At 46.0% G+C, this 18850-nt stretch carries 20 protein-coding genes; 6 read left to right on the forward strand and 14 right to left on the reverse strand.

The features are described 5' to 3' along the window. Positions 1-61: 61 nt before the first annotated feature. The 3 genes from OH460_RS10820 to OH460_RS10830 all read right to left on the reverse strand — a co-directional run bounded on the left by OH460_RS10820 (position 62) and on the right by OH460_RS10830 (position 2824). Positions 62-679: a superoxide dismutase gene (locus OH460_RS10820; protein ID WP_269997037.1), complete on the reverse strand. Its 618-nt coding sequence runs from the start codon at positions 677-679 to the stop codon at positions 62-64. 76 nt (positions 680-755) lie between these two features. Then, the gene (gene cpxA, locus OH460_RS10825; RefSeq protein WP_269997038.1) at positions 756-2135 is read right to left on the reverse strand and encodes an envelope stress sensor histidine kinase CpxA; all 1380 of its coding nucleotides are present in this window, start codon (positions 2133-2135) and stop codon (positions 756-758) included. Next, the gene (locus OH460_RS10830; RefSeq protein ID WP_269997039.1) at positions 2135-2824 is read right to left on the reverse strand and encodes a response regulator; all 690 of its coding nucleotides are present in this window, start codon (positions 2822-2824) and stop codon (positions 2135-2137) included. The genes cpxA and OH460_RS10830 overlap by 1 nt, the downstream gene beginning before the upstream one ends. 180 nt (positions 2825-3004) lie before the next feature. On the opposite strand from OH460_RS10830, the gene OH460_RS10835 reads away from it, so the two are divergent. The 3 genes from OH460_RS10835 to pfkA all read left to right on the forward strand — a co-directional run bounded on the left by OH460_RS10835 (position 3005) and on the right by pfkA (position 5865). After that, positions 3005-3514, forward strand: coding sequence for a CpxP family protein (locus OH460_RS10835; RefSeq protein ID WP_269997040.1), 510 nt, complete (start codon positions 3005-3007; stop codon positions 3512-3514). A gap of 163 nt (positions 3515-3677) precedes the next feature. Continuing rightward, positions 3678-4586: a CDF family cation-efflux transporter FieF gene (gene fieF / locus OH460_RS10840; RefSeq protein WP_269997041.1), complete on the forward strand. Its 909-nt coding sequence runs from the start codon at positions 3678-3680 to the stop codon at positions 4584-4586. A 316-nt stretch (positions 4587-4902) separates the two neighbouring features. Beyond that, complete coding sequence (pfkA, locus tag OH460_RS10845; protein WP_008219637.1) at positions 4903-5865, forward strand: 6-phosphofructokinase; 963 nt, start codon at positions 4903-4905, stop codon at positions 5863-5865. Between the two features lie 149 nt (positions 5866-6014). Here pfkA and tpiA read toward each other — a convergent pair whose 3' ends face one another. Then, positions 6015-6785 carry a triose-phosphate isomerase gene (tpiA, locus tag OH460_RS10850; protein ID WP_061033606.1) on the reverse strand — a complete coding sequence of 257 codons (771 nt, stop codon included), beginning with the start codon at positions 6783-6785 and terminating at the stop codon, positions 6015-6017. Positions 6786-7020: 235 nt separating this feature from the next. Between tpiA and OH460_RS10855 the strand changes: the two genes are divergently transcribed. Together OH460_RS10855 and OH460_RS10860 are read left to right on the forward strand one after the other, a co-directional pair. Continuing rightward, positions 7021-7368: a 5-carboxymethyl-2-hydroxymuconate Delta-isomerase gene (locus OH460_RS10855; protein WP_269997042.1), complete on the forward strand. Its 348-nt coding sequence runs from the start codon at positions 7021-7023 to the stop codon at positions 7366-7368. Between the two features lie 63 nt (positions 7369-7431). Further along, positions 7432-7854, forward strand: a complete 423-nt coding sequence (locus OH460_RS10860; RefSeq protein WP_269997043.1) for a DUF805 domain-containing protein — start codon at positions 7432-7434, stop codon at positions 7852-7854. 65 nt (positions 7855-7919) lie between these two features. On the opposite strand, the gene OH460_RS10865 is transcribed toward OH460_RS10860, so the two are convergent. From OH460_RS10865 to glpX, 3 genes are all read right to left on the reverse strand, one after another. Beyond that, the gene (locus tag OH460_RS10865) at positions 7920-8267 is read right to left on the reverse strand and encodes a DUF3135 domain-containing protein (RefSeq protein WP_269997044.1); all 348 of its coding nucleotides are present in this window, start codon (positions 8265-8267) and stop codon (positions 7920-7922) included. A gap of 117 nt (positions 8268-8384) precedes the next feature. Beyond that, positions 8385-9011 carry a helix-turn-helix transcriptional regulator gene (locus tag OH460_RS10870; RefSeq protein WP_061033608.1) on the reverse strand — a complete coding sequence of 209 codons (627 nt, stop codon included), beginning with the start codon at positions 9009-9011 and terminating at the stop codon, positions 8385-8387. 179 nt (positions 9012-9190) lie between these two features. Beyond that, positions 9191-10198, reverse strand: a complete 1008-nt coding sequence (gene glpX / locus OH460_RS10875; RefSeq protein ID WP_269997045.1) for a class II fructose-bisphosphatase — start codon at positions 10196-10198, stop codon at positions 9191-9193. A 324-nt stretch (positions 10199-10522) separates the two neighbouring features. Between glpX and zapB the strand changes: the two genes are divergently transcribed. Further along, positions 10523-10765, forward strand: coding sequence for a cell division protein ZapB (gene zapB, locus OH460_RS10880; protein WP_008219652.1), 243 nt, complete (start codon positions 10523-10525; stop codon positions 10763-10765). Positions 10766-10860: 95 nt separating this feature from the next. Here zapB and rraA read toward each other — a convergent pair whose 3' ends face one another. The 7 genes from rraA to priA form a co-directional block, all read right to left on the reverse strand. After that, entirely contained in the window at positions 10861-11379 is a 519-nt protein-coding gene (gene rraA / locus OH460_RS10885; protein ID WP_004737135.1) for a ribonuclease E activity regulator RraA, read from the reverse strand. Positions 11380-11452: 73 nt separating this feature from the next. Next, a complete protein-coding gene (locus OH460_RS10890; protein WP_061033609.1) occupies positions 11453-12370 on the reverse strand; it encodes a 1,4-dihydroxy-2-naphthoate polyprenyltransferase in 918 nt (305 codons plus the stop codon). 189 nt (positions 12371-12559) lie between these two features. After that, complete coding sequence (hslU, locus tag OH460_RS10895) at positions 12560-13900, reverse strand: HslU--HslV peptidase ATPase subunit (protein ID WP_269997046.1); 1341 nt, start codon at positions 13898-13900, stop codon at positions 12560-12562. Positions 13901-13956: 56 nt separating this feature from the next. Beyond that, on the reverse strand, positions 13957-14505 hold the full coding sequence (gene hslV / locus OH460_RS10900) for an ATP-dependent protease subunit HslV (protein ID WP_004737138.1): 549 nt from the start codon (positions 14503-14505) through the stop codon (positions 13957-13959). 201 nt (positions 14506-14706) lie between these two features. Beyond that, a complete protein-coding gene (ftsN, locus tag OH460_RS10905; protein ID WP_032498450.1) occupies positions 14707-15246 on the reverse strand; it encodes a cell division protein FtsN in 540 nt (179 codons plus the stop codon). Between the two features lie 122 nt (positions 15247-15368). Further along, on the reverse strand, positions 15369-16373 hold the full coding sequence (gene cytR / locus OH460_RS10910) for a DNA-binding transcriptional regulator CytR (RefSeq protein ID WP_008219665.1): 1005 nt from the start codon (positions 16371-16373) through the stop codon (positions 15369-15371). A gap of 240 nt (positions 16374-16613) precedes the next feature. Next, the gene (priA, locus tag OH460_RS10915; RefSeq protein WP_269997047.1) at positions 16614-18815 is read right to left on the reverse strand and encodes a primosomal protein N'; all 2202 of its coding nucleotides are present in this window, start codon (positions 18813-18815) and stop codon (positions 16614-16616) included. Positions 18816-18850: the final 35 nt, after the last annotated feature.

Here is an 18850-nt window from a genome sequence, read left to right on the forward strand (position 1 = left end):
AATCAAAGATAGCCAGAGTATACGGTGGCAAGCTGTGTGAGTACAGTTTGCCACCATCCACTTAGGCTTGGTTGGAGAGTGCCTGCGCGTAGTTTTCTGATACTGCGCTCCAGTTGACTACGTTCCACCAAGCGTTGATGTAGTCAGGTCGGCGGTTTTGATAGCTGATGTAGTAGGCATGTTCCCACACATCTAACGCAAGTATCGGTTCACCGTTGCTGGCCACCGTATCCATCCAAGGATTGTCTTGGTTTGAGGTTGAGATGATCTTCAGTTGTCCTTCTTCTACGACTAACCAAGCGAAGCCAGAGCCGAAGGTATTAATAGCGGCTTGAGCGAACTGATCTTGGAATGTTGTGAAATCTCCGAATGTGCTTTTAATCGCTTCACCAAGCTCGCCTGTCGGCTCTCCGCCACCGTCTTGAGACATACAGTTCCAATACAAAATATGGTTGTAGTAGCCGCCACCATTGTTGCGCACGGCGGGGCTGTGTTGAGAAATATTAGCGAAGATTTCAGTGAGAGATTGCTGTTCAAGCTCGCTACCAGACACCGCAGCGACAAACTTGTCATAGTAAGTTCTATGGTGCTTGCTGTAGTGCACTTCCATCGTTTTTGCATCGATGTAGGGTTCTAGAGCATCGTAGGCGTAGGGCAGTTCAGGGAAAATGTGAGACATGGTAAATCCTCCTTAATTAGAGGATTTACCATAATGATAATAACAATCATTATCAACTGTGATCTTTGTGGGGGTATTACAGTGGCAGGATAGGCAGAGTAATTTCGAGCTGTAATCCACCGAGTTTACTGCGGCTCGCGGTAATCGTTCCGCTATGTTGACGAATCGCACTCTCGGTAATGGTCAGCCCAAGCCCTGTGCCGCCAGAATTACGGTCACGAGCGGTAGAAACACGGTAGAAAGGTCTGAAGATAGAGTCGAGCTCATCATCAGGCACGCCATCACCGTTGTCATTGACGCAAATGGTCAGCTGATCTTGCACTACATGGAATTGCACATCGACTTGGTCTTTACCGTAGTAAATGGCGTTGCGCGTAATGTTGTCTAAGGCACTCATCAGTAGCTTAGGATTACCTGAAATTGAACGCTCAGGGATTTCTGAGAATGTCAGCTCTTTACCCATCTGTTCTGCTTCAAACTGCGCGTCTTTTAAGATTTCTTCCCACAAGCTAGATATCGGCTGAACTTCACGAGTAATGTGGCTATCAACCTGCATGCGTGAGAGGGTCAGTAGTTCACTGATCATCTGTTCTAAGCGTTGCGCTTCTGTATCAATACGCTCGAGCTCTGGGCTCTCTCCTTGCTTACGAATCGCCAGTGCGTTGGCCATACGAAGCCGTGTTAAAGGCGAACGTAGCTCGTGTGAGATATCAGAAAGCAAGCGCTGTTGCCCTGAGATCATCTGGTTTACCGCCTCAACCATTTGGTTAAAGCTTTCACCCGCTTGTCTGAATTCTGATGTGCCTTTTTCAAGGGTTGGATCGACCTCGAACTCGCCTTTCGCTACACGTTGTGCAGCACGCTCAAGTCGGCGAGCTGGCTGGCTGAGTGCCCAAGCTAACCAAAGTAATAGTGGGGTACTGGCTAGCATCACAGCAAGCAACAGCTGCAGTGGTCTATCAAATAGTCTAAGCAAGAACGGCGGTGGTTGGTTCCATTTTACTCCGGCGTACATCAGCAGCTCTTCACCTGCTAACTTTATTGGTACAGGGCCGGCAACCATGTAGTGCCCGTAAAGCTTCTGTTTTGGCACTTCTGGGTTATCAATTGAGGTTACAAAGTTGCGAATCGCCTTAAGTTTGTAGTCTGAATGTCTTTTCGAGGTCAGAACGGCACCTTCAAGATCGGTCAGATAGATACGTGCACGAGAGTCTTTGCGGCTGCGTGGTGCTTCAAGTTGAAAGACAATTTTGCCGAGATTAGGCTCTTTGGCGTAGCGTTTCTCTGTAGCCTTGGCGATACGTTCTAATTTATTGAGGTGATCGGCGGGCACATCGCGCGCTACTCGCGGGTCGAGATGTGGTAGCGAGAGTACGGATAAAAGCACCAGTAACATGGTGAACCAAAAGATGGCAAAGATACGTCCATATAAGCTAGTGATTTTAGGGATGCGCATTAATCCTCCTCTACCAATAGGTAGCCACGACCACGCAAGGTTTTGATGCGTGATTTACCGTCGCTACGTTCTGGAATCTTTTTACGTAGGTTAGAGATGTGCATGTCTATCGCACGGTCAAATGCTGCAAGCCTTTTGCCCAATACATCTAAGCTTAACGCTTCCTTGGTGATCACTTGACCCGGGTTTTGAATCAGATGACTCAATAGAGCAAACTCGGTGGTAGTAAGGTCGATGAGCTGACCATTACAGTAAGCTTCTTGCTTACCCGGGAAGACCTCAATGTCTTGATATTGGATCCTATCGCTGGCGGCTTTTGGAGTACTCGTGGTTTGCGTACGGCGCAAGATGGCGCGAATACGTGCGAGTAATTCGCGGTCGCTAAACGGCTTTGGTAAGTAATCATCCGCACCAAGCTCCAGGCCGATAACACGGTCGATCTCTTCCCCTTTCGCCGTCAGCATCAACACAGGCGTTTCCCAATGTTCTCTTAGCTTTTTGAGTGTTTCCATGCCATTCAGACGCGGCATCATTACATCCAAAAGAATCAAATCGATCTCATCATTGACCGCTTCGAGCCCTGCGTAGCCATCATTGGCTTCAGAAACGGTGAAGCCCTCAAAGCTAAGAATGTCTTTAAGTAAGCTCGTTAGCTCAGTGTCGTCATCAATAAGAAGAATGTTCGCCATGGGAAAGCCTTAATCGGTTAGTTACAGGTTAATAATACTGCTAATTATTCGTCAGCTTTCACTCTTTACGATTCTTTACGCTTTCTAAACGTCACTTTACGAGGGAAAGACTAATCTATATTCAAGCGCTGAGATACAGACGCAATACATGACTTATTATACCGAATTGAGGCAACAATTATGAAAATGACGAAGAAACTTGTACTAGCAGCTGCGGCACTTCCACTTATGTTAGGTACAGCAAGTGCGTACGCATTTGGCGGCGGTGACAAGGGCGACCACAAAGGCATGCACGGTAAATGTGGTGGCTTCGACAAGAAAGTGATGCGTCAACTAGACCTAACTGACGCACAAAAAGAACAGTTAAAAGAGATGCGTGAAGCGAACCGTGCTGAGATGAAAGCAAAACACGCGGGCAACAAGTCAGATAAAATGGCGCAAATGAAAGCGCACCACGAGAAAGTTCAAGCGTTGGTACTAGCTGACAACTTCGATGAAGCAGCGGCAAATGATCTAGCAAGCCAAATGGTTGAGAAGCAAACTGAGCGTCGCGTGGCAATGTTGAAGAAGCAACATGAAATGATGAGCGTACTAACGGCTGAGCAAAAAACTCAACTGAAAGAAATCCAACAAGAGCGCATGACTAAGTGTGCTGAAAAAATGGAAAAACGCATGAACAAAGACAAGTAATTCGAGCTTGATTAAGCAGCTTTGAATGAAAGTATTTAGAAAAAAGCGGCCGTGTGCCGCTTTTTTTGATCTCTTAAAATGAATGTCTTACATCATGGCTGTCATATTCAATTGATTATTTGCAGGTTATACTTTGTGCTATTAGTCACTTTATAGCCAAGTTATGAAACAAGAATACGCACGTTTAGTTACGCTGGCCGCTTGGGCAGCGACCACCATCGCCACTATTTTGTTGATAGTAAAAGTCGCAGCTTGGTGGGTGACAGGTTCGGTGAGTCTGTTGGCTTCCGTAGTCGATTCAATGTTGGATATCGCCGCTTCGGTCGTTAACTTATTGGTTGTTCGCTATTCTCTTCAGCCTGCCGACAAAGAACATACCTTTGGTCATGGTAAGGCAGAATCACTCGCTGCATTAGCACAAGCGATGTTTATCTCAGGCTCGGCTTGTTTCCTCATTCTTAATGGTGTCGAGCGTTTCTTTAGACCTCATGAGCTCAACTCGCCGGAAATCGGTATTTACGTCAGCTTGTTTGCGATAATGATGACGTTTGGCCTGGTTCGATTCCAAAAACACGTGGTCAAGAAAACAGGCAGCCAGGCGATTGCCGCGGATTCACTACACTATCAATCTGACCTTTATATGAACGCGGCCATCATGCTGGCCCTAGCATTGAGCTGGTTTGGCATTGGCCAAGCGGACTCTGTATTCGCGGTGGGTATCGGCATCTACATTCTTTACAGTGCTTATCAAATGGCGATGGAAGCGATTCAATCTCTGCTTGATCATAAGCTACCGGATGAAGAGCTAAAACAGATTAAAGAGGCATCGTTGAGCATCGAAGGCGTGTTGGGTGTACATCAATTACGAACGCGTCGTTCGGGGCCAATTCGCTTCATTCAATTGCACTTAGAACTTGAAGATGAGATGCCACTTATTGAAGCGCATCGCATTTCTGATGAAGTAGAGGCTAAGCTTATCTCTGTGTTCCCTGATGCTGATGTATTAATTCATCAAGATCCGTATTCGGTGGTGTTTGGGCCAGAGAAACAACAAAAGTTTCATTCGTGGTAATGAGCACGAAAACTAGGCAGCAAATGGTAAGTGGGTGGCTTTTGAACTAGAGTGAGTAGAAATTGCGAACGCTTTGGTGATTCAAAAACCACCTTAGTAACAATTAATGTTGATTCTGATGTGAATCAACAAAGTTACTGAGTAAAACTGTAATACTCTTACAGAAGTAGAAATGTTACATAATTTTACGCGATTTAAGTGCTATTCCTGTTGAGGAAATGTAACATAACGCACAAATATAGATTTAAAATCTTGTTGATATACAATCAGCAAGAACAAGAATTGAATAATAGATTCCCAAAAATCGAGGGTGAGCATGATTAAGAAGATCGGTGTTTTGACCAGTGGTGGTGACGCTCCGGGTATGAACGCAGCAGTTCGCGGCGTAGTTCGTACCGCGTTATCAGTTGGCATTGAAGTTTACGGTATTTACGATGGCTACCAAGGCCTTGTTGAAAACCGTATCGAGAAGCTTGACCGTTCAAGCGTATCTGATGTGATCAACCGTGGTGGTACTTTCTTAGGTTCTGCACGTTTCCCTGAATTCAAAGACGTTGCTGTTCGTGAGAAAGGCATCGAGAACCTTAAAGAGCACGGTATCGAAGCACTTGTTGTTATCGGTGGTGACGGTTCTTACATGGGTGCTAAGAAGCTGACTGAAATGGGTTACCCATGTATCGGTCTTCCAGGCACAATTGATAACGATATCGCAGGTACTGACTACACAATCGGTTACCTAACAGCGCTTAACACTGTTATCGATTCAATCGACCGTCTACGTGACACGTCTTCTTCTCACCAACGTATTTCTATTGTTGAAATCATGGGCCGTCACTGTGGTGACCTTACGCTTATGTCAGCAATCGCAGGTGGCTGTGAGTACATCATCACTCCAGAGACTGGCCTAGATAAAGAGCAGCTAATCGGCAACATCCAAGATGGCATTGCTAAAGGCAAGAAGCACGCAATCATCGCTCTAACTGAGCTAATGATGGACGCGAACGAACTGGCGAAAGAGATCGAAGCTGCAACGGGTCGTGAAACTCGTGCAACGGTTCTTGGTCACATCCAACGTGGTGGTCGTCCTACTGCGTTTGACCGTGTCCTTGCTTCTCGCATGGGTAACTACGCTGTTCATCTTCTACAAGAAGGCCACGGTGGTCGTTGTGTTGGTATCGAGAAAGAAGAGCTTGTTCACCACGACATCATCGACTGTATCGAGAACATGCAGAACCCAGACCGTTCTGAGCTGTTCCGCGTAGCAGAAGAGTTATTCTAAGCAACGCCTAGCGTAAGCTTAACGAATTTAAAAACCGCTGATTTATCAGCGGTTTTTTTATGCCTGCTTATTAGGCTTGAGAAATGATAGACAATAAAAAAGGCCAACCTAAGTTGACCTTTCATTCAATTTAAACCGTGATGTCTAAATTAAGCTTTTGCTTTAGCTGCTGCTTTAGCGATAGCTGCGAAACCAGCTGCGTTTAGAGCTGCGCCGCCAACTAGAGCACCATCGATGTCTGGTTGTGCGAAGTAAGCTTCAGCGTTTTCAGGCTTAACAGAACCACCGTATTGGATGATTACTTGCTCAGCTACTGCTGCGTCTTTTTCAGCGATCATTGCACGGATAGAAGCGTGGATGCGTTGTGCATCTTCAGCTGTTGCTGCTTTACCAGTACCGATAGCCCAGATTGGTTCGTAAGCGATGATTGCGCCGTTTAGAGCTTCAACACCGTAAGCGTCGATAACTGCGTTGATTTGACGTGCACATACTGCTTCAGTTTCGCCTGCTTCGTTTTGCTCGTCAGATTCACCGATACAGAAAACTGGCTTCAGGCCGTTCTCTTGTAGGAATTTGAATTTCTTAGCGATGAACTCATCTGATTCGTTGTGGTATTCACGACGCTCAGAGTGACCGATGATGATGTGAGTTGCACCGAAGTCTTTCAGCATTTCTGGAGACATGTCGCCAGTGAAAGCACCGCTGTTGTTTAGGTCAGTGTTTTGAGCACCTAGGATGATTTTGTTACCGCCTTCAGCGATTAGACGCTCAGCTAGATCGATGTAAAGTGCTGGTGGAGCTACTGCTACGTCTACACCTTCAACGCCTTCAAGTTCAGCGTTAAGACCAGTTAGCAGCTCAGTTACCATTGCTTTGCTACCGTTAAGTTTCCAGTTACCCATCACTACAGGACGACGCATAGGAATATCTCCGTATTTAATCAATTAATGTAAAAAATCTTCGTAAGAATATAACAGATAAAACGCGTTAGATCATGATTGTGGTCATGTCTTTATGGGATCTTATCGATTGGTCAGAGTAGATAACGATCGTATATCAGTGATCCGACAGACAGAATAATAGCTAACTTCTCGGATTTTTCATCGTTAGTTGGTATTAAGGGACAAACGTTTGCGTTAACAATAGGAAGTAATAATGCCAAATCTAGTTCTAGAGTACTCAAATTCAGTGGACGAGCGAGTGAATATCCAAGGTTTACTAGAAGATCTTCATCAAGTTACATTAAACTGTGGCTTGCTTGATATTCCGTCTGTGAAATCACGCTCTCTACGTTGTCATAACTGGCTAGTGGGTGATGAAGAGGACAGTGTGGACTTTATTCATATCAGCTTTGAATTACTTTCTGGGCGTACCGAAGAACAGAAACGGGAATTGTCACGTTCGTTAATGCAAATCTTACAAGAACAGGCGAGCCATGTTCGAAGCCTAACGGTTAATATTCGCGATATGGACAAAAGTTGTTTTCAGAAAGTGATTAACTGATTCGTGTAATAAAGTATTTGCTGCTAACTTTTTGGTAGTGTATTAATTTTTGAGTATTTTTAGATGTCGATGAAAGATTTACTGCTCTCTTTCAAAGGGAGAATTGGTCGTAAGACTTACTGGATGTGGAACATTTTCTACTATGTCGCGATCACGGGTTTTGCTTCTGGGATTTCGGCACTGTTTCCTGCCTACTCCTATATTTTACTGCCAATCTTCTTGTTGCTACTCGTAATCCCAGACTTAGCGGTGACCGCTAAGCGTTGGCATGACCGTAACAAGTCTAACTACTGGTTACTACTGAATGTACCGCTAGTATTAGGGCGTTTAGCTTCGCCTGTCGCTGCAACATCGGCGGACTCGGTATCACCAATGCACATGGTGGCAACGGTTGCAGCATTAGTGTGTGGTTTATGGATTTTGATTGAATGTGGTTTGTTGAAAGGCACAGAAGGCCGCAACGATTACGGTGAAGATCCAGTATAAGAGTTTTCAGCAGTTAATATAAAGGGAGCATTAGGCTCCCTTTTTGCTTTCTGGAGCTGTCTGATCTAGTACATTTTGGGTTCAGTGTTAGGTCTGAATGGAACCACATTTTCAGGCTGAGGCTCTTCTAAGGTACAGTGCCCTTGGAGCGCGTCTTGGAACTTGCAAACCTGGCAGCGCAGCTCTTGCATCAACACGACATTGACGTGGTGAGGATTTTTACAACGGCTGACGACTAAATCGAGATGGCTTTGCTGAGCTCGAAGTCTGCCTTGCATACTTTCAGAAGCGGAGCAGATCATCTGTTCACACATATCGTGTTTGAATTGGTTGAATGCTTTGGGATCGTTTTGAGCAAGTTGAACCAGTTCATCAAAAGGAGGCAGTTTCTGCTCTGGTTGTGGATGTGCCATCATTCCTTCCTTAGCATTAAGCATGTTTCATATGCTTTAAGCTTAAGAAAGATTTCTGTATAAATTTTGTTCGATCTTTTGATTTCTCAATATTGAGACAAGATCAATCACTTAGCGTTAAGCAGTGGCGACAGGTACTAGGGTGTAGGTACAGCGTCGTTCGCCAGCAATAATATGCTCAGTTCGGCTGACGTGGCACTCATCTTTTAGTAGCTCGGTGAACACGTTGAGCTCAGATTGACACAAGCTCGGGCAACGAGTCGCAGCCTTACAAATAGGGCAGTGGTTTTCAATCAAGATGTAGTGATCGTCGTGTTCTTTCAGTTCTGCCATGTAGCCCTCTTCTTCACGAAGTTGGGTGAGCTTTTCCAGCTTACTGATTAGATTTTCACAATCAGACAGGGCAGATTGATACTGTTTTAAGGTGTGTTGTTCACGCTCGGCAGCGACTTTAGCTAAGCCTTCTTTTCCGAATAGATTCTCTACGGCATCAATGACTTGAATCGTAAGTTCACCATGACGGTCTGAAAACTGACTATGGCCGTGCTGAGTAAGAGACCAGTGACGAGTCGGACGACCGACTTTCACTTTGACATCATGAAACGCGAGAATGCCATCATCTTCCAGGCTTTGCAGATGTTGCCTTGCACCCATTGTCGTCATGCCAAACTCTTCTGACAGCTGTTTGGCCGTTACCGCGCCTTGACGCTTAATGGTCTGTAAGATTTTGTCGCTTGTTTTCATACTATCCCTACCTCATGAACCTTACTATTATGAGGCAAGGTGTTTATAAAGCAAACCATTTACTATTTTGACAGTTACTGACCTATCAATCGCAATGGTGAGAACCTGACAGGGCAATAAAACAAAAGGCTGATACTTGGTATCAGCCTTTGAATATTCTGTTTCACTCGATATGAGGATTACAGGATGTGACCAACTACTTCAGGATCTTTACGCTCTAGGTAGTGGATTGATTTGATGCGGCGAATCGTGCGGCAGCGGCCACGGATAAGTAGCGTTTCGGTGGTCGCGATATTGCCTTGACGAGAAATGCCTTCTAGCAGGTCACCCTTAGTGATGCCCGTTGCTGAGAATACAACGTTGTCGCTGCGAGCCATGTCTTCCATCTTTAACACGATACCAGCGGTTACGCCCATTTCAGCACAACGCTCTAGCTCAAGTTCACCATGTTTACGGTTCTCTTCTGTATCGCCTTTCACTTCGTGACGAGGCAGAAGACGACCGTGCATGTCACCGTCTAGCGCGCGAATTACTGCGGCAGAAACTACACCTTCAGGTGCGCCGCCGATGCAGTACATTACGTCTACTTCGCTGTCTGGCATACAGGTTAGGATAGAAGCTGCAACATCACCGTCTGGCACTGCGAAAACACGAACGCCCATCGCTTGCATCTCTGCAATCACTTGGTCGTGACGTGGTTTAGCCAGTGTCGTAACAACCAGTGTATCCAGTGTTTTACCTAGTGCCTTGGCAGTGTTTTCTAGGTTTTCTTTCAGTGGTAGCTCTAGGTTGATAACGCCTTTCGCGCCCGGGCCTACAACTAACTTTTCCATGTACATATCAGGCGCTTTAAGGAAGCTGCCTTTTTCGCCTGCAGCCAATACTGCCAATGCATTTGATTGGCCCATTGCTGTCATGCGTGTCCCTTCAATTGGGTCAACAGCGATGTCGACAGCGTCGCCGCCTACACCTACGTTTTCGCCGATATAAAGCATAGGTGCATCATCGATTTCACCTTCACCAATAACAATCTCACCGCTGATTTCGGTTTTGTTGAGTAGGCTACGCATGACTTCTACAGCAGCGCCATCTGCAGCGTTTTTGTCGCCACGGCCAAGCCACTTGTAACCAGCCAGTGCAGCACCTTCTGTGACACGAGAGAATGACATTGCTAAATCGCGTTTCATGCGGACTCCAAAATTTTCAAAGGGGGAATAGAAATTTCGCGGCGGATTTTACCATATCCAAAAGGAAACGTTTGCCTTTTTGCTTTTTGGAGATTGCTTTTGATCAATGAGCAGTGAAAAACTACTAATATTCATCAAAATAATTGACTTGCGAGTGTGACTGTAAGAATTAACGTCAATATTCGGTAAAAAGCGCTGTTTTTTTCATCGAATGGCGCAAAATATCGAATATATTGAGTGTTTATCCTTGCTCTGCTGAGTAGAATGGGGAAATAAGTGGAGTGAACCTTCACCATCAAATGGATAACTTAAAGGTAGGCCAGAATGTCTTTTGAAGTACTAGAGCAACTAGAAGCAAAAATTCAAACAGCAGTAGATACGATTGCACTTCTTCAAATGGAAGTGGAAGAGCTTAAAGAAGAGAAACAAGCACTAGCAACTGAAGCTGGTGAGCTTAAAGCAAGCCGTCACGAGTTAGAGCAAAAAACTCAGCAGATGCAAGAAGAGCATTCAGCATGGCAAGATCGCATCCGTAACCTTCTTGGTAAAATGGATGAAGTAGAGTAATTCACTCTTCAGATTTAAAAAAACGCCCGCTACTCAGTAGCGGGCGTTTTTGTTTGTGCTCTTGGTTATTGTGAGTGATTTATGAAGAGCTAGAACTACTCGACTTCTTCTTCATCAGCATCGAGATCAAGCTCAACGTCTAAAGGTTCGGCTGAAAGAATAATGCCCGTGTTATCGGCGTAGAGGTAATCTTCCGGTAAGAAGGTCACGCTACCAAAGTTAACAGGTACGTCTAGCTCACCGACACCATCTTGGCTTGCTCCAACAGGAATAGAAGCCAGTGCTTGAATGCCTAGGTTCATGTCTTCCAGCTCATCGACTTCGCGAACGCAGCCATATACCACAATACCTTCCCACTCATTGTCTTCGGCAAGTAGGGCCATTTCAGCATCGATCAGCGCTTTACGCAGTGAGCCGCCGCCATCGATTAACAACACACGCCCTAGACCATCTTGCTCTAATACCGAGCGGATCAGAGCGTTGTCTTCAAAGCACTTTAATGTCGTGATTTGTCCTGCGAAAGAGGCACGTCCACCAAAGTTGCTGAACATTGGCTCCACGACATCAACTTGATCCAAATATATGTCGCACAGTGCTGAAGTGTTGTATTCCATTAGTATACCTTTTGAACAATGAGCTTACTTTGAGTATATCGGTGCTTGATCCCTTTGCAATGATTAGTCTTAATTAACTCAATAGAGTTTGAGCTACGACAACCCCTGCAAACAATAGGTTAGTAACCAGCGAGCATTTCACAATCACAGGCATCATAGGTGCTATTTGAGCTGGTTTTTCGGTTTCCCAAACGGCCTTGCCATGCTTGTAGACAATCACAATACTCAACAAAAATGGCAGGCTGATCCAGACCGGTTTCTCTTGAATCAGTAGGTAGATAGCAAAAGAGACCAGTGCTAACCCAAGTAGCGCAAAGTGGTAATGTTTGGCTTTGCGTTGTCCAAGGCGAACCGCCATTGTGCGTTTGCCACATTCACTGTCGTTTTCAATATCACGCATGTTGTTGATATTAAGTACTGCAACCGCCATCAATCCACAGCCTAACGCAGGAAGGAAGAGGCTTGGTTCCACATGACCAGTGTGTAGGAAGTAAGTACCTGAAACGCCTAATAAGCCAAAGAAGATAAATACCGATAAGTCGCCAAGGCCGATATAGCCATAAGGCTTATTACCCACTGTGTAAGCGATAGCGGCAACAATGGCCAGTACACCTAACGCAATGAAAGAAAGAATGCTTTCAATCGAGGTTAAGGCGTGAAAAATCAGAATCAGACCAGCAATCACAGTAAACACGATGTTGAGGATGATCGCCTGCTTCATGGTTTTGGCGGTTACCGCACCCGACTGCATGGCACGCATTGGGCCTAAGCGGTTTTCATTGTCTGTTCCCTTTACGGCATCACCGTAGTCATTCGCCAAGTTCGACAAAATCTGTAATAGGGTGGCGGTTAAAAAGGCCAACAGAGCGATCGATAAAGAGAACTGATCGTTGGCGAACGCTAAACTACTTCCTGTAAGAATAGAGACGAGTGCGAGAGGCAGAGTTTTTGGTCGTGCGGCATCAAGCCAAATCATTAGAGATTGTTTCATCGTAAGTCTAGTTCGTTGTAAGGACGCCTTGATTAGCAGGGCGCCTATATTGTAAGTATTGGTTTCATGCGGTGATTTGAGTATACGCCCATTTTTCAGGTAATAAAAAGCCCACTCGAAAGTGGGCCTTGAATTCGCTTATTAGCTGCTATTTCTTTGAGATAGAGCAATAAGTTGGAGTTTCGTGTGCTACAGGATGAAGCGGCTTAGGTCTTCGTCTTCAACGAATTCACCCAGCTTCGAGTTTACGTAAGCTTGGTCGATCACGAGCGTGCTGCCTGCTTTGTCTGTTGCATCGAATGAAATCTCATCCATCAGGCGTTCCATCACAGTGTGTAGACGACGTGCACCGATGTTCTCAGTGGTTTCGTTTACGCGCCATGCTGCATCAGCGATCTGGTTGATGCCGTCTTCAGTAAACTCAATGTTCACACCTTCTGTCTTCATTAGGGCAATGTATTGCTCTGTCAGAGACGCTTTTGGCTCAGTTAGGATGCGTTTGAAGTCATTCGCTGAAAGCGCTTCAAGTTCTACACGAATTGGTAGACGACCTTGTAGCTCAGGGATTAAGTCCGATGGCTTAGCCACTTGGAATGCACCTGATGTGATGAATAGGATGTGGTCCGTTTTCACCATACCGTGCTTAGTTGATACTGTGCTGCCCTCGATAAGAGGCAGTAGGTCACGTTGAACGCCTTCACGAGATACGTCTGGACCTGAGCTGTCGCCACGCTTACAGATTTTATCGATCTCATCGATGAATACGATACCGTTGTTTTCAGCGTTGAAGATCGCGTTTTCTTTCAGCTCTTCCTGGTTCACAAGCTTAGCGGCTTCTTCTTCCGTTAGGGCTTTGAATGCGTCTTTGATTTTCATCTTACGCTTTTTCTTGGTGTCGCCAGCTAGGTTTTGGAACATACCTTGTAGCTGGTTAGTCATCTCTTCCATGCCTGGAGGTGACATGATTTCAACGCCCATTTGTGGTGCTGCTACATCGACTTCGATCTCTTTGTCGTCTAGCTTACCTTCGCGCAATTTTTTGCGGAAAATTTGGCGAGTGTTTGAAGAGGTTGTGTCTTCGCTTGATTGCTCATTCTGACCCCAAGCATCACGAGCTGGTGGTAGTAGGGCATCAAGAATGCGCTCTTCCGCTTGCTCTTCAGCGCGGAATTGCACTTTCTTCATCGCTTGCTGGTGCGTCATTTTGATCGCAACGTCCGTTAGGTCGCGGATGATGGTCTCAACTTCTTTACCTACGTAGCCAACTTCGGTGAACTTAGTCGCTTCTACTTTGATGAACGGTGCATTTGCTAGCTTCGCTAGGCGGCGAGCAATCTCTGTTTTACCAACACCCGTAGGGCCGATCATTAGAATGTTTTTTGGTGATACTTCAACACGCAGGCTCTCTTCAAGCTGCATACGACGCCAGCGGTTACGCAGTGCGATAGCAACTGAACGCTTAGCGTTGTCTTGACCGATAATGTGGCGATTGAGTTCGTGAACAATTTCGCGAGGAGTCATCTCAGACATGGTTTTTCCTTAATTCTTTAATCACTGTTGATACAAGTTTTGGGTAGAAGCGTTTGTTATTCTGGCTTTGGCAGTTCAACAGTGCTTTCTAGCTCTTCAACAGTGTGGTGATGGTTGGTGAACACACAGATATCGCCAGCAATATTCAGCGACTTTTCTGCGATTTCACGTGCATCTAAATCAGTATTTTCTAATAGTGCCGTAGCCGCTGCTTGAGCGAAGTTACCGCCTGAACCGATAGCGATTAGGTCGTTCTCTGGTTGAACAACATCACCGTTACCTGTGATGATCAGTGAAGCGGTTTCGTCAGCTACCGCGAGTAGTGCTTCTAATTTACGTAGAGCACGGTCACTACGCCAATCCTTCGCTAGCTCAACGGCAGCTTTGGTCAGGTGGCCTTGGTGCATTTGCAGCTTGCTTTCAAATTTTTCGAATAGCGTGAAAGCATCAGCGGTACCCCCAGCAAAACCAGCCAGTACTTTATCATTGTATAGGCGACGCACTTTACGGGCATTACCCTTCATTACCGTGTTGCCTAGAGATACTTGTCCATCACCCGCGATGACGACTTTATTATTACGACGTACAGATACTATGGTAGTCACGAGTAGGGCCTCTTAATGTTCTTATCTTTGGGTATAAAAAGTATATGAGGATGGTGCTCGGATAATTCAAGGAACCGCGAGTGATGTCGTGCAACTTATCGGTGTAAGTTTGAAAGAAGATAGAAAAAGCGATGAATAAAAGAAAGCCTCCACAATGGGAGGCTTTCGCTGTTTGTCTTTGTTGCGACTGCTTTACTGGAATTATTCGGTGTCTTTCCAGATAGCGCAAGGCTCGATTTTAGCACGCTGCAGCTTGTGGCGGTCTCGCTCTGCATCACGCTTAAGCTTGTATGGTCCTAGTACCACGCGGTACCAGCTGCTGCCATCTTTCTTACGGATTTCACTCGAGATACCTTGGAAGGCGATATCCAACTTACGTGCTTCTGCCTGTGCTGACGTTTTGTAAGCGCCACATTGCATGATGTAAGGGATCTTAGAGATCTCTTGCTCTTTGGCTTTTACTTCGATTTCGCGACTTGGCAGCGTTTCAACGTAGTCCCATTTCTCTTCTGGAGGTGGTGGAATCACTTTGGCTGGTTTTGGCTTCGGTGTTGGTTTACTCACTACTGGAGCCGGTGCTGGTGGCTCAGGATCATTACTCAATAAGTAAAGTCCATAACCAAACCCGCCAACAAGGAGGATCGCCAAAAGACCACTACGCCATGGTTTACGGCGAGGGGCTTGTTTTTTGGTCGGTTTTTTCGTGCCACGACCACGCTTCACATAATCTCTATTAGCCACAAGACAATTCAGTAGTTGGTAATTCTGCTCTCATGGTAATCCAGATTGCGCGAGGATAATAGTGTAGAAATGGAAGCGGCACATCAAAATGTGCCGCAGATTTATATGGGTATTTGGAAGACTTACATTCGAGGTGGTGCAGTACTGCCTCGAACCACTAAGCTGGCTTCTAGTAGACGCGAACCTGCTTGCACATCGTTGCCTTTTAGTAGGTCTAGCATCATCAACATTGCTTGGCGTCCAATCTCATAACGAGGTTGAGAAATGGTGGTTAGCGGTGGATCGCAGTATTGCGCGAATTGGATATCATCAAAGCCAACAACGGATAGGTCTTGAGGCACTCGTAAGCCGAGTTTTTTCGCTTCTTGAATCGCACCAATGGCCATTGCATCATTATGGCAGAAGATAGCGGTTGGCTGCTCTGGTAGCGCTAACAGTTGACGAACCGCTTGAGCTCCCGCTTCAAACGTAAAATCACCGACGGTGCTGTAGGCTGGGTTCATTGACACGCCCGCACGGCGCAGCGCTTGTTGGTAACCTTGCTGACGGAACTTACATAGGGTTGCTGACATTGGGCCGGAGATTTGAGCGATACGTTTATGACCCAATTGAGCAAGGTAGTTCACGGCTTCGAATGCAGAAGTAAGGTTATCGATGTGTACTGTAGGCAGTTCAAGTTCTGGAGCGAACTCACATGCCATTACCATAGGAGGCAGGTTCTTTTGTTCAGACTTACTGACATCGAATGGGTGGTCGGTGCCTAGTAGTAACATGCCGTCCGCTTGTTTGGTGAAGACGAGATTAACAAACGAAGACTCACGTTTCTTCTGTTGACCGCTGTCACCTAGTAGAACAAGGTAATCATTTTCTACAGCAGCATCTTCGATACCACGAATGATTTCCGCGAAATACGGGTCACAGATATCAGGAACGATAGTAATGATGGTTTTTGATTCGTTGCGACGTAAATTTCTAGCTAATGTATTAGGTGAGTATCCAGCTTCAAGTACGGCTGTTTCCACTCGTTTGCGAGTCGAAACTGAGACTTTCTCAGGATTCATCAAAGCTCGTGATACGGTAGCCGTTGAGACGCCTGCTAGCTGGGCAACATCCTTCATTGTCGCCATAAATTAAACCCTCTTTTAAGTTCCTTTGTTGCCTAAGTATCTAAGGCGTGAATAATAAATGTAATCGAATAGATATTATGAAAGTGTTGCTAACACTTTTTTTATTGCAATATTTTATTCGTTTCATCTGCGTAAAGTTACGGCTAGATTAACAAAAATCGCATGACTCGTGTGAACTTGCTCACGAGAAATATGAAATATTTGTGAACAAACTTATCATTAGTTTTAACCCAAAGGGGTTTAGCTCAAATCCTGCGGCTCAATATCGAGTGACCAACGAACTTTTTTCGCAGCGGGTAACATATTAATTGCTGGCTTGGCACTCATTAATAGCTTCTGCATTAATGAGCGAGTCTGTGTTTGCAGAATTAACTGCCATCGAGCTTTACCCGCTCGCTTAGCCAGTGGTGCAGGAGTTGGCCCTAATACCATGCAATATTGGTCAAACAGTGGATGGGATTCCAGTGTATGACGTACCTGACGTAAGAACTCTTCCACTAAGCGCGTGTCGTTCGCTTCTGCTCTGAACAGCGTCATAAAGGTGTAAGGTGGCAACATCGCTTGTTTACGCTCCGCTAAGGCCGTTTGAGCAAAGTGGTTATAGTCTTTGTGCAGCAGTGCTTGCAGTAATCCGTGCTCTGGGTGGTGCGTTTGTAAGATCACCTCACCAGGCTTACTCGCACGGCCTGCGCGGCCTGCCACTTGAATAAACAGCTGAGCAAGACGTTCTGAGGCTCGGAAGTCACTGCTGTATAAAGAGCCATCGACATCTAATAACGCCACGAGTGTCACGTCAGGGAAGTGGTGACCTTTAGCCAACATCTGAGTGCCAATAAGAATTTGGTACTCACCTTTGCGAATCGATTCGAGTGCGCTTTCTAGGCTGCCTTTACGGCGAGTGCTGTCGCGGTCAATACGAATGGTTTTGTATTCCGGGAATAGCTGACCCAGTTGTGCTTCCAACTGTTCGGTACCTACACCAACCGTAACCAAGTTTGCTGAACCACAGCCTTGGCAGTTATGCACAATATGTTGTTGCGAGCCACAGTGGTGGCAGCGCATTTCATTACTGTATTGGTGATAGGTGTAGTAGGCATCACAACGCTTACATTCGGCTGTCCAACCACAATCGTGACACATCAATGCCGGAGAAAACCCTCGGCGGTTGAGGAACAACATCACTTGGTTGCCAGATTTTAGGTGTCGTTGCATCTCGGCAATGAGTGACGCAGACAAGCCGCTTTCTAGGTATTCACCTTTTACATCCAACACTTTATTGGTGGTTGGCAGCGCGACACCGGCACGTGAGGTCAGAGTCAGGTGGCTGTACTTACCTATTTGCGCGTTGTGCAGTGTTTCGAAAGCTGGGGTTGCTGAGCCTAATACCACTGGTATCTGCGCTTTGTGCGCACGCATGATCGCCACATCTCGAGCATGGTAGCGCAGGCTATCTTGCTGCTTATAAGAGGCATCGTGCTCTTCATCGACAATAATAATGCCCAAATCCGCAAACGGCGTGAACAGAGCTGAACGGGTACCAATCACAATGCCGGCAATTTTATCGCGAGCCGATAACCACGCATTTAGGCGTTCTGAATCGTTTAGGCCTGAGTGGATAACCTCAACAGGCACATTAAAGCGTCGCTTAAAGCGGTTAATGGTTTGTGGTGTTAGGCCAATCTCTGGTACCAGCACTAACGCTTGTTTACCCTGGTCGAGAATCGGCTTAATCATATTTAGGTAGACTTCCGTCTTGCCTGAACCTGTGACACCTTCGAGAAGGAAGCAACCAAAGTTGTTTTGACTATTTACTGTTGCAATCGCTATGGCTTGCTCTTCATTGAGCTTAGGTTTGTCTTGGTCGTTTTCGAGGTCGGCAGGCCAAGGTTGGCGCTTCGGCTTTTTCTCAACCGATTCAATCCAGCCTTTTTCTTCTAGCGTCTTGAGTACGGCGCTAGCCACTTCTTCATCAATGAACTCTTGATGAGGTACGGGACCGTGCTCAAGCATGTGCATCACTTTGGCTTGCTTAACGGCGCGACCAAATCCTTGCATCAGTTGGTCGCGGCCTGATGGCGTTAGCTGCCATTCGACGAGTGTTGCGAAGTCTGCTGCTTTGCCTTTGCGTAAAGCACTTGGTAGGGCATTAGCAAAGGTTTCGCCAAGAGGGTACTGATAGAACTGACTGCACCAGATTAATAGTGAGTAGACAGATTCAGGCCAAACAGGTTGGTTATCCAATAGCGCTTTTATTGGCTTGAGCTTATCTAGCTCGAATTCTGATTCGTTAACCAGAGCCGTGACAATCCCAGTTAAGGTTTGTCGTCCAAAAGGCACAGAGACTCGACCACCAATAATCGGGAATAGGTGGTTTGGAATCTTGTAATCGAACTGCTTGTCGAGTGGAACAGGCAGCGCCACACGGGCAATTATTGGACGCATAAAGGGACGGCTTTATCTGAATTGACGAGAGCGAA

The organism is Vibrio sp. Makdt, assembly GCF_027587015.1.
Taxonomy (GTDB): Bacteria; Pseudomonadota; Gammaproteobacteria; order Enterobacterales; family Vibrionaceae; genus Vibrio; species Vibrio chagasii_B.